This window comes from Lentzea sp. NPDC004789, from assembly GCF_053601075.1.
This window is the reverse complement of record NZ_JBSGBE010000002.1, coordinates 620,743-633,957: the sequence shown is the minus strand read 5'-3', so window position 1 is coordinate 633,957 and position 13,215 is coordinate 620,743. Positions and strand designations below refer to the sequence as shown.

1 protein-coding gene (only partly in view) is annotated in these 13,215 nt (G+C 71.8%); it reads left to right on the top strand.

Annotation, left to right across the window (positions count from 1 at the left end; translation table 11 throughout):
- A protein-coding gene (locus tag ACWEIJ_RS07040) for an SDR family NAD(P)-dependent oxidoreductase (RefSeq protein ID WP_449836240.1) crosses the window boundary here: on the top strand, positions 1 to 13,215 show its 3' end. It extends 16,416 nt beyond the left edge of the window; the window shows 13,215 of its 29,631 coding nt (coding positions 16,417-29,631); the start codon falls outside the window, past its left edge; the stop codon is at positions 13,213 to 13,215.

Below are 13,215 nucleotides of genomic sequence, written 5' to 3'. Positions count from 1 at the left end.
TTGAACCAGACCGGGTTCGCGCAGCCGGCGATCTTCGCGGTCGAGGTGGCGCTGTACCGGTTGCTGGAGTGGTTCGGGGTCAAGGCCGGTCAGCTGGCCGGCCACTCGATCGGAGAGATCGCGGCGGCGCACGTTGCCGGGGTGTTGAGCCTTGAGGACGCGTGTCTGCTGGTCACGGCGCGGTCGGCGCTCATGCAGGCGTTGCCGGCCGGCGGCGCGATGGTGTCGGTCATCGCGTCCGAGGAAGAGGTGTTGCCGCACCTGACGGCGAACGTGTCGATTGCTGCCGTCAACGGGCCCCGCTCGGTGGTGATCGCTGGTGTCGAGGACGAGGTGCTGGCGGTTGCGGAGCGGTGGAAGAACAAGCGGCTCAAGGTCAGCCACGCGTTCCACTCGCCGTTGATGGAGCCGATGCTGGACGACTTCCGCGACGCGATCGCGGAGCTCCGGTTCAACGCGCCCCGCATTCCGATCAGTGCGTCCGGCGATGTCACCACGGCTGAGTACTGGGTGCGGCACGTCCGCGACGCTGTGCGGTTCCACGACAACGTCACCGCGTTGGGTGACGTGACGGTGGTCGAGGTGGGACCGGATGCGCAGTTGACGGCGATGGTTGACGGGTTGATTCCGACGTTGACGCGGGTCAAGTCTGATGTTGAATCAATGTTGACTGCACTCAGTCAAGTACACATCGACGGAATCAACGTTGACTGGATGCGGTTCTACGAGGGCGGCAAGCGGATCGAGCTGCCCACCTACCCGTTCAACCGGCAGCGGTACTGGCCGGCGAGTGCCGGGCGGCCGTCGGACGCGTCCGGGCTGGGGCTGGTCGGCGTGGCGCACCCGCTGCTCGGGGCCGCCGTCGAGCTGGCCGAGGGCGAAGGCGTGGTGTTCACCAGCCGGCTGTCGCTGAGCACGCACCCGTGGCTCGCGGACCACGTGATCATGGGACGCACGCTGGTGCCGGCCGCTGTGCTGATCGAGCTCGCGCTGCGGGCCGCGGACGAGGTCGGACTCGACCGCGTCGACGACCTCACGCTCGCCGCGCCTCTCGTGCTGCCCGAACGCGGCGCCGTGCAGGTGCAGCTGAAGGTCGGCGCGGACACCGGCGGCCGTCGGCAGTACGCGATCCACTCGCGGCCCGAGGACGCGCCCGACTCGCCGTGGACGCAGCACGCGACCGGATTCCTCGCCGGCGGCACCACGAGCGGCCACTTCGAGACCGCGGTGTGGCCGCCTGCAGGGGCTGTCGCAATGGACCACGAGGAGTGCTACGAGCGGTTCGCGACCGTCGGCTTCGCTTACGGCCACGCGTTCCAGAACCTCAAGGCCGCGTGGCGCGTGGGCGACGAGATCTACGCCGAGCTCGCGCTGCCCGAGGACGTCGACGGCTCACGGTACGGGCTGCACCCGGCGCTGCTCGACTCGGCGCTGCACGCGGCGTTGCTGGACGAGACGCTCGACGCGGGGCTGCCGTTCTCGTGGGAGGGCGTGTCGCTGCACGCCACCGGAGCCGGCGAGCTGCGCGTCAAGCTCACCCGCGACGAGGGCGGCATGCGCAGGACGATCGCGCTGGCCGACGTCACGGGCGCACCCGTCGCCACGGTCGAGGCAGTGGTCGTGCGCGCGGTCAACGCCGACCAGCTCGGCCAGGCCGGGCAGAACGAACTCTTCGGGCTCGAGTGGGTGCCGGTCACCCAGGACGACGTCGCGGTGCCCGAGTCGGTCGCGGTGATCGGGCCGGACGTGCTCGGCCTCGGGTTCGGGGTGGTCGGCCGCGTCGCGGACACCGACGCCGCACTGGTGCTCGTGCCGATCACCGGCACCGAGGACGTGCTCGGCAGCACGCACGCCAACACCGGCCGTGTGCTGGGGCTCGTGCAGGAGTGGATCAGCAGCGGCCGGAACGGCAGGCTCACGTTCGTCACGCGCGGCGCGACCACCGGTGAGGACCTCGGTGCCGCGGCGGTGTGGGGACTGGTGCGGTCGGCGCAGTCGGAGCACCCCGGACGGTTCGGGCTGATCGACCTGTGCGGCACGACCCTCTCCACCGCGATGGTCTCGGTGGCGTTCGGGGTCGACGAACCGCAGCTGGTCGTCCGCGACGGTCAGGTGCTGGCCGGACGGCTCGCCCGCGTCACGGGCGAGCAGGAGGTCCGGTGGGAGGGCAAGGTCCTCGTCACCGGCGGCACCGGCGGGCTGGGCGCGGTCATCGCGAAGCACCTCGTCGAGACGCACGGCGTCCGGGAGCTGCTGCTCGTCAGCCGCCGCGGCCAGGCCGACACCACCGAGCTGGAAGCGCTGGGAGCACAGGTCACCGTCGCCGCGTGCGACGTGACCGACCGGGACGCCGTCGCGGAACTCCTGGCCCAGCACGAGATCCGCGGCGTCGTGCACGCGGCCGGTGTGCTGGACGACGGCGTGATCGAGTCGATGACGCCCGAGCGCGTCGCGAACGTGGTGAAGCCCAAGGCGGACGCGGCGTGGCACCTGCACGAGCTCACGAGCGACCTGACGGCGTTCGTCGTCTTCTCCTCGGCGGCCGGGGTGTTCGGCAACGCCGGCCAGGCGAACTACGCGGCGGGCAACGCGTTCCTCGACGCACTCGCCGCGCACCGCAAGGCGAACGGCCTGCCCGCCACGTCGCTGGCGTGGGGTGTGTGGTCCGGGGTCAGCGGCATGACCGGCGAGCTGACCGAGGCCGAGGCCGCCCGCATGACCGCCGCCGGCCTGCCGCCGATCACGCCGCGGCAGGGGCTGGAGCTGTTCGACGCGGCCGTGGCGAGCGGGGCGGCGCTGACCGTCCCGGTGCGGCTCGACCTCGCGACGCTGCGGGCACGCGGTGCGGTGGCACCGTTGCTGCAGGGCCTGATCCGGGTCAGGACGCGGCGTGCCGCGGCGGGATCGGCGACGGCGTCCGGGCTCGTGCGCAAACTCGGCGGGATGGACGTCGCCGACCGGCGTGCGGCGCTGGTCGACCTGGTGCGCACGCAGGTCTCGTCGGTGCTGGGGCACTCGTCGATCGACGCGGTGGACGCGACGCGGGCGTTCCAGGACCTCGGGTTCGACTCGCTCACCGCCGTCGAGCTGCGCAACCAGCTCACCGAGGCGACCGGGCTGCGGCTGCCGGCGACGCTGGTCTTCGACTACCCGACCGCGCTCGCGCTGGCCGACCACCTGCACACCGAGCTGTTCGGAGCCGCGGACGCGCTCGACGCGCTGCCGACGCCGGTGTCCACTTCGGACGATCCGATCGTCATCGTCGGCATGGCCTGCCGGTTCCCCGGCGGCGTCACGTCACCGGAGTCGTTGTGGGACCTGGTGGTCTCGGGCACGGACGCGATCACACCGTTCCCGGACAACCGCGGCTGGGACCTCGACACGCTGTTCCACCCCGACCCCGACCACCTGGGCACGTCCTACGCCCGCGCCGGCGGCTTCCTGCACGACGCGGACCAGTTCGACCCGGCGTTCTTCGGCATGTCGCCGCGGGAGGCGCTCGGCACGGACGGCCAGCAGCGCATCCTGCTGGAGACGACCTGGGAGGCACTGGAACGCGCCGGCATCGACCCGACGTCGCTGCGCGGCTCGCGGACCGGTGTGTTCGCCGGCGTCATGTACAGCGACTACGCGCAGATCGTCGAAGCCGACTCCGAGGGACACCAGGGTGCCGGAACGTCACCCAGCGTCGTCTCGGGCCGCGTTTCCTACACCTTCGGGTTCGAGGGGCCGTCGGTGTCGATCGACACCGCCTGCTCGTCGTCACTGGTCGCGATGCACCTCGCGGCCCAGTCGCTGCGGGCGGGTGAGTGCTCGCTGGCGTTGGCCGGTGGTGTGACGGTGATGTCGACGCCGGGCGCGTTCGTCGGCTTCTCCCGGCAGCGCGGGCTGTCGGAGGACGGGCGCTGCAAGGCGTTCTCGGACTCCGCGGACGGCGTCGGCTGGTCCGAGGGCGTCGGTCTGCTCGTGCTGGAACGGCTTTCGGACGCCCGCCGCAACGGTCACACCGTGCTCGCCGTCATGCGCGGCTCGGCGATCAACCAGGACGGCGCGTCGAACGGCCTGACGGCGCCCAACGGGCCTTCGCAGCAAAGGGTGATCCGGCAGGCACTCGCATCGGCCGGTCTGTCCACTTCGGACGTCGACGCGGTCGAGGCGCACGGCACCGGCACGACGCTGGGCGACCCGATCGAGGCACAGGCGCTGCTCGCGACCTACGGCCAGGACCGCTCGGTCCCGCTGCTGCTGGGCGGCATCAAGTCGAACATCGGCCACACCCAGGCGGCCGCCGGTGTCGCCGGCGTGATCAAGATGGTGCACGCGATGCGGCACGGCATCGTGCCGCCGACCCTGCACATCACCGAGCCGTCCACGCACGTCGACTGGAGCGAGGGCGCGGTCGAGCTGGTCACCGAGCCCACGCCGTGGCCGGAGGTGGCGCGCCCGCGCCGGGCGGGCATCTCGTCGTTCGGCTTCTCCGGCACGAACGCGCACGTCATTCTTGAGGCCGCGCCGTCGTCGTCGGTGGCGGGCGAAGGGACCTCGGTCTCCCCTCAGACGGCATCGATTCCGTTCGTGGTGTCGGCCAAGACCGCGGAGGCGCTGGCCGGGCAGGTCGAGAGGATCAAGACGGCGCAAGGGGCCGCGGAGGACATTGCGCACTCGCTGCTGACCACTCGGGCGCAGTTCGAGCATCGGGCCGTGGTGCTCGGGGACGAGGTGCTGGCGCAGGGGACCGCGCAGTCGCAGCGGTCGCTCGCGGTGCTGTTCTCCGGGCAGGGGTCGCAGCGGATCGGCATGGGACGCGAGCTGTACGAGGCGTTCCCGGTGTTCGCCGAGGCGCTCGACGCGGTGCTGATGTACCTGGACCCGGCGGTCCGGGACGTCATGTGGGGCGACGACCAGGAGGCGCTCGACCAGACCGGGTACGCGCAACCCGCCCTGTTCGCCGTCGAGACGGCGCTGTACCGGCTGGCCGAGTCGTGGGGGGTCAGGCCGGAGCAGGTCGCCGGGCACTCGATCGGCGAGATCGCGGCGGCGCACGTGGCCGGCGTGTTGAGCCTGGAGGACGCGTGCCTGCTCGTCACGGCACGGTCGGCGCTCATGCAGGCGCTGCCCGCGGGTGGCGCGATGGTGTCTGTGATCGCCGCTGAGGAAGAGGTGGTGCCGCACCTCACCGAGCGGGTGTCGATCGCGGCGGTCAACGGGCCGCGGTCGGTCGTCATCGCCGGTGACGAGGACGAGGTGCTGCGGATCGCCGAGCGGTGGAAGAACAAGCGGCTCAAGGTCAGCCACGCGTTCCACTCGCCGTTGATGGAGCCGATGCTCGACGACTTCCGCGAGTCGCTCGCGGAGGTCACGTTCAACCCTCCGGCCATTCCGGTGATCGCGAACGGGGACGTCACGACCGTCGGCTACTGGGTCAACCACGTCCGGGACGCGGTGCGGTTCGACGACAACGTGCGGAAGCTGCGTGACGCCGGCGCCACCACGTTCCTCGAGATCGGGCCGGACGGAGTGCTGAGCGCGCTCGTCGAGGACGCGATTCCCCTGCTGCGCAAGGACAAGGGGGAGCGGGTGGCGGCGTTGACCGCGCTGGCCCGCCTGCACGTCGACGGCGTCAAGGTCGACTGGAGCGGGTTCTGCGCCGGCGGCAGGAAGATCGACCTGCCCACCTACGCGTTCCACCACCAGCGGTACTGGCCCGCGGTGCGGGTCGGCGGGGACGACGCGTCCGGGATGGGCATGGTCGCGGTCGGGCACCCGCTGCTCGTCGCGTCGGCCGAACTCGCCGACGGGGAAGGGTTCCTGTTCACCGGCAGGCTGGCGCTGCGCACCCACCCGTGGCTGCGCGACCACACGATCGCGGGACGGGTGATGGTGCCGGGCGCGGCGCTCGTCGAGCTCGCCCTGCGGGCCGGTGACGAGGTCGGGCTGGACCGGCTCGAAGACCTCACCCTGTCGGCGCCGGTCGTGCTGCCCGAGCACGGCGGGCTGGCGTTGCAGATGAAGGTGTCCGCCGGGGACGAGCGCCGGACGTTCACGATCCACGCGCGACCCGACGACGGCGGCGACGCGCAGTGGACGCAGGTCGTCAGCGGTGCGCTGGCCAAGGGCGAGCAGCAGGTCCAGTTCGACGCCGCGGTGTGGCCGCCGAAGGCCGAGCCGGTGGACGTCGAGGGCTGCTACGAGAAGTTCGCCGAGGCGGGATTCGCCTACGACGGCATGTTCCGCGGGCTGCGGGCCGCCTGGCGCGACGGTGACACCACCTACGCCGAGGTCGCCCTGCCGGACGACGTGAGCGTCAAGCCGTTCGGGCTGCACCCGGCCCTGCTCGACGCCGCGCTGCACGCCTCGCTGCTCGACGAGAGCGGATCGGCCGGGCTGCCGTTCGCGTGGGAGAACGTGTCCCTGCACGCGACCGGGGCGACCGCGTTGCGGGTCAAGATGACCCGCGGCGACAACGGGCTGCGGATCGCGCTCGCCGACCCCGTCGGCAACCCGGTGGCGTCCGTCGAGTCGCTGGTGATGCGGGCCGTCGCGGCCGAGCGACCCGCCGAGCTGGACGCGTTGTTCGCGGTGCGGTGGACGCCGGTCGCGGTGCCCCCGGCCGAGGCCGGCCAGACCGTCAGCGTGCTCGGACCGGACGTGCTGGGGCTTTCCGTCGGACGGGTCGAAGGCCTGCTTTCGCTCACCGACACGGACGTCGTGCTCGTGCCGGTCGCGGGAGAGCAGAACGCCGAGTCCGTCCGGACGGCCACGCACCGGGCGCTGGAGCTGGTGCAGGAGTGGATCCGCGAGGACCGCGACGGTCGGCTCGTGTTCGTCACGCGCGGCGCGGTCGAGGGCGACGACCTGGCCGGTGCCGCGGTGTGGGGTCTGCTGCGGACCGCGCAGACCGAGCACCCCGACCGGTTCGGGCTGATCGACCTCGACGCCGAGGAGTCGTCGCTCGCGACCCTGCTCGGCGTGCTCGGCCTCGACGAGCCGCAGCTGGTCATCCGCGACGGCGAGGCACGGGCGGCACGGCTCGGCCGGGTCGCGGCCGGCGACGGGGAAGCCGGGTGGGAGAGCCCGGTGCTCATCACCGGCGGCACCGGCGGGCTCGGCCGGATCGTGGCGCGGCACCTCGTGCACGCCCACGGCGTCACCGAGCTGGTGCTGGTCAGCCGCAGCGGCCAGGGTGACGTCAGCGAGCTGGAAGCGCTGGGAGCGAAGGTCTCCGTCGTCGCCTGCGACGTCGCCGACCGGGCCGCGCTGTGGGAGCTGTTGAAGCAGCACAAGGTTCGCGGCGTCGTGCACGCGGCCGGCGTGCTCGACGACGGCGTGATCGAGTCGCTCACGCCGCAACGAGTCGACGGTGTGCTGCGCGCCAAGGTCGACGCGGCGCTGAACCTGCACGACCTCGCGACCGAGGCCACGCGGTTCGTGGTGTTCTCGTCGGCGGCCGGGGTGTTCGGCAACGCCGGGCAGGGCAACTACGCCGCCGGCAACGCGTTCCTCGACGCGCTGGCCGCGCACCGGCAGCTCAACGGACTGCCCGGCGTGTCACTCGCGTGGGGCGCCTGGGACACCGGCATGTTGTCGGCCGAGGACGCGGAACGCATGCAGCGCTCCGGCATGCCGGCCATGTCCGCCGAACTGGGACTGCGGCTGTTCGACGCGGCGGTCGCCGGAACCGAGGCGGCGGTGGTGCCGGTGCGGCTCGACCTCACCGCGCTGAAGCAACGCGGTGACGTGAAACCGTTGCTGCGCGGGCTGATCCGGGTCAGGGCACGGCGGAAGGTCGCCGGGTCCGAGACGGCGTCCGGGCTGGTGCAACGACTGTCCGGCATGGACGAGGCCGGTCGGCTGGACGCGCTGGTGGACCTGGTGCGCGGCGAGGTCGCGGCCGTGCTCGGCTACGACACGATCGCGGCGGTCGACCCGGCGCGGGCGTTCCAGGAGCTCGGGTTCGACTCGCTGACGGCGGTCGAGCTGCGCAACCGGCTGACCGCGGTCACCGGGCTCAAGCTGCCCGCGACCGTGGTGTTCGACTACCCGTCGTCCGCGCAACTGGCCGCGTACCTGAAGGACGAGCTGCTCGGCGCGGTGTCCGACGTGTCGGACCTGCCGGCGCTCGTGTCCACTTCGGACGACCCGATCGTGATCGTCGGCATGGCCTGCCGTTACCCCGGTGGCGTTTCGTCGCCGGAGGACCTGTGGGAGCTGGTCGTCTCGGGCACGGACGCGATCACGCCGTTCCCGGACAACCGCGGCTGGGACCTCGACACGCTGTTCCACCCCGACCCCGACCACCCCGGCACCTCCTACGTCCGCGCCGGCGGGTTCCTGCACGACGCCGACCTGTTCGACCCGGAGTTCTTCGGGATGTCGCCACGCGAAGCCGTCGCGACGGACTCGCAGCAGCGGCTCATGCTGGAGACCGCGTGGGAGGCGCTGGAACGGGCGGGCATCGCGCCGGCCTCGTTGCGCGGCAGCTCGACCGGTGTGTTCGCCGGTGTCATGTACAACGACTACACGCAGCTCATCGGCGGCGCGGACACCGAGGGCTTCGGCTCGACCGGCGCCTCGCCGTCGGTGATCTCCGGCCGGGTGTCCTACGCGCTCGGACTCGAAGGGCCGTCGGTGTCGATCGACACGGCCTGCTCCTCGTCGTTGGTGGCGCTGCACTGGGCCATGCAGGCTCTTCGGGCCGGTGAGTGCTCACTGGCGTTGGCCGGTGGTGTGACCGTGATGTCGACGCCGGGCTCGTTCGTCGGGTTCTCGCGGCAGCGCGGGCTGTCGGAGGACGGACGCTGCAAGGCGTTCTCTGACTCGGCTGATGGCGTCGGTTGGTCCGAGGGCGTCGGTCTGCTCGTGCTGGAGCGTCAGTCCGATGCGCTGCGCAACGGGCACACGATCCTCGCGGTCGTGCGAGGGTCGGCGATCAACCAGGACGGTGCTTCCAACGGACTCACGGCGCCGAACGGGCCGTCGCAGCAGCGGGTGATCCGTCAGGCGTTGGCGTCTGCCGGGTTGACTCCTGCCGATGTCGACGCCGTTGAGGCGCATGGCACCGGCACTTCTTTGGGCGACCCCATCGAGGCTCAGGCGCTCATGGCCACCTACGGGCAGGAGCGGGACGTGCCGCTGCTGCTGGGCGGCATCAAGTCGAACATCGGCCACACGCAGGCCGCCGCCGGTGTCGCCGGCATCATCAAGATGGTGCAGGCGATGCGGCACGGCGTGTTGCCGCGGACGCTGCACGCCGCCACGCCCTCGTCGCACGTCGACTGGAGCGAGGGCGCGGTCGAGCTGCTGCAGGAGAACACGGCCTGGCCCGCGGTCGGGCGGGCGCGCCGGGCGGCGGTGTCGTCGTTCGGCATCTCCGGCACCAACGCGCACGTGATCCTCGAAGCGCCGCCGGAGATGCCCCCGATTTCCGGTGTGGTCGCTGAGACCGCCGTTCGACCGGGCGTGCCGTGGGTGGTGTCGGCCAGGTCCGAGGCGGCGCTGGACGGACAGGTCGAGCGGATCAGGCAGATCAGCGGGGACGCCAGGGACGTGGCGTACTCGTTGCTGACCAGCCGGACGCTGTTCGACCACCGGGCGGTCGTGCTCGACGGCGAGGTGGTGGCCCGCGGGTCGGCCAAGCGCAGGCCGGTGGCGTTGCTGTTCAGCGGGCAGGGGGCGCAGCGGATCGGCATGGGACGCGAGCTGTACGAGGCGTTCCCGGTGTTCGCCGAGGCGCTCGACAACGTCCTGCTCCACCTCGACCCGGCGCTCAGGGAGGTCATGTGGGGCGACGACCAGGAGGCGCTCAACCAGACCGGGTACGCGCAGCCCGCGCTCTTCGCGGTCGAGGTCGCGCTGTACCGGCTGGTCGAGTCGTTCGGGGTGAAGCCGGACCACGTCGCCGGGCACTCGATCGGTGAAGTGGCGGCGGCGCACGTCGCCGGGGTCCTCACCCTCGAGGGCGCCTGCCAGCTGATCACGGCACGGGCGGCGCTCATGCAGCTGCTTCCGCCCGGCGGCGCCATGGTGTCGGTCATCGCCTCCGAGGAGGAGGTGACGCCGTACCTGACGGGCAACGTGTCCATCGCGGCGGTCAACGGACCGCGGACCGTGGTGCTGGCCGGCGAGGAGGACGAGGTCCTCAAGATCGCCAAGCAGTGGAAGTACAAGCAGCTCAAGGTCAGCCACGCGTTCCACTCGCCGTTGATGGAACCGGTGCTGCCGGACTTCCGGGAGGCGATCGCCGAGATCACCTTCAGCGAACCGCAGATCGCCTTCCAGGCCGCCGGGGACGTCACGACCGCCGACTACTGGGTCGACCACGTCCGCGACACCGTGCGGTTCCACGACAACGTCACGGCACTGCAGGACTGCACGTTCATCGAGATCGGGCCCGACGCGGCCCTCACGCCGCTGGTGGACGGGGCGATCCCGACGGCCAGGCGGGACACCGACGAGGTCAGGCAGGTCCTGACCGCGCTCGGACAGGCCCACGCCGAAGGCGTCGCGGTCGACTGGAGCCAGCTGCTGCACGGCGCCAGGAAGATCGACCTGCCCACCTACGCGTTCCGCAGGCAGTCGTACTGGCCCAAGGTCGTCGAGGGCGCGAGCGACGTGAAGGCGGCGGGCCTCAGCGGCGTCGGCCACCCGTTGCTCGGCGCCGCGGTGCAGCTCGCCGGACAGGACGGGCACCTGTTCACCAGCCGGATCGCGCTCAGGACGCACGCCTGGCTCGCCGACCACGTGATCATGGGACGGGCGCTCGTGCCCGGCGCGGCGCTCGTCGAGGTCGCGCTCAGGGCCGCCGAGGAGCTCGGGCTCGACACGCTCGAAGAGCTGACCATCGCGGCGCCGCTCGTACTGCCCGGACAGGGCGGCGTGCAGCTGCAGGTCGCGATCGGCGCCGAGCAGGACGACAAGCGCGCCGTCACGATCTACAGCAGGCCCGAGGACACCGACCTGCCGTGGACCGAGAACGCGAGTGGAACCCTGAGCAGCACCGGCGACACGGGCGAACGGCTCGACACCTGGCCTCCCGCACCGGAACCGATCGCGCTCGACGGGATCTACGACAGGTTCGCCGAGATCGGCTTCGCGTACGGGGACACCTTCCAGGGCCTCAGGAACGCGTGGCGGCACGAAGGCGCCGTCTACGCCGAGGTCGCGCTGCCCGACGGCGTCGAACCCGGCACTTTCGGCCTGCACCCGGCCCTGCTCGACGCCGCCCTGCACACCGCGCTCCTGCACGAGGGCGAGGGCGGCGCGGGACTGCCGTTCAGCTGGGAGGGCGTGAAGATCCACGCCACCGGAGCGGCCGCGGTCAGGGTCAGGACGAGCCGGGACGACAGCGGCGCGCTGCACATCGTCATCGCCGACCCGCAGGGCAACCCGGTCGCCGAGGTCGAGTCGCTCGTCGTCCGCGCGGTCAACGCCGGACAGCTCGACGAGAACACCACGCGCGACGCCCTGTTCACCCTCGGCTGGACGCCGATCACCGCCACCGACCCGATCACCGCGACGGTCGCGATCGCGGGCGAGGACCACTTCGGCCTGGCCGACCACTTCGTCGCCGGACGCGTCCACGACACCATCGAGACCGCCGACGCCGAGGTCGTCCTCACCCAGGTGACCGCCTACTCCGACGACGTCGTGGACTCCACGCACGCCGCTGTGTCGGACGCCCTGATCAACGTCCAGGAGTGGATCACCGGTCACCGCGCGGGAAGGCTCTGGTTCGTCACCCGCAACGCCATCGCCACCAACGAGAACGAGGCACCGGACCCCGTGTCCGCGGCCGTCTGGGGCCTGGTGCGGGTCGCCCAGTCCGAGCACCCCGGCAGCTTCGGGTTGCTCGACCTCGACGACCGGCGCTCCAGCCTCGCCGTCCTGCGCCAGGCCGTGAACGCCGGCGAACCGCAGATCGTGCTCAGGGACGGCGAGATCCTCGGCGGCCGGCTCGCCAGGGCCGAACGCGGCGACACCACGATCGAGCACGGCAAGGTGCTCATCACCGGCGGCACGGGCGGCCTCGGCCGGATCATCGCCCGGCACCTCGTCGAGCACCACGGCGTGCGGGACCTGGTCCTCGCGAGCCGCGGCGGCCAGGCCGACGTCAGCGACCTCCAGGCGAACGTCACCGTGGCGGCGTGCGACGTCAGTGATCGCGACGAGCTCGCCGCACTGCTCGGCACCCACGAGCCGGACACGATCATCCACGCGGCGGGCGTGCTCGACGACGCCACCGTCGAGTCGTTGACGCTGGACCGGATCGACCCGGTGCTCCAGCCGAAGGCCGACGCCGCCTGGTACCTGCACGAACTGGCACCGCGAGCACACCTGGTCCTGTTCGGCAGCGTCGCCGGCACGTTCGGCAACGCCGGCCAGGCGAGCTACGCGGCGGGCAACGCGTTCCTCGACGCGCTCGCCGCACTCCGCCAGGCCAACCACCAGAAGGCCACCAGCATGGCCTGGGGCGCCTGGGACACCGGCATGCTCACCGCCCAGGACGCGGAACGCATGGCCCGCACCGGCATGCCGGCGATCACCGAAGAGCTCGGCACCACCCTCTTCGACGAGGCGCTGCGGACCGGAGCGGCCCAGACGATCCCGGTCAGGCTGGACCTCGCGGTCCTGCGCAACCACGACGTCGCACCGCTGCTGCGCGGCCTGGTCCGCACCAGGTCGAGGAAAGCCGTGGCAGGCCAGGAAACCGCGGACTCGCTCGTCAGGCGCCTGACCGGCCTCACCGACCAGGGACGCACCGACGCGTTGCTGGAACTCGTCCGCGGCCAGGTCGCCGAGGTGCTCGGCCACGCCGAGGGCGAGGTCGTCGAGGACGACCGCCAGTTCCAAGACCTCGGGTTCGACTCGCTCACCGCGGTCGAGCTGCGCAACCGCCTCGGCGGCGCGACGGGTCTGCGGCTGCCGGCCACGCTGGTGTTCGACTACCCGACCCCCGCGAACCTGGTGGCACACCTCAAGTCCGAGCTGCTGGCCGACGCACCCGAGGCCGGTCTGCCGAGCGTGCTCGCCGACCTCGACGCGTTCGAGAAGGCACTCGCCGCGGCGGAGGTGGACGAGGCGCTGCACCAGCAGATCGCGGGCAGGCTCGACGTGCTGCGCGCCAGGTGGGCCAGGAACACCGGTGCCGAGAAGGACTTCGAGTCCGCCTCGGACGACGAGATGTTCGCCATGCTCGACGAAGAACTCGGCCTGTAG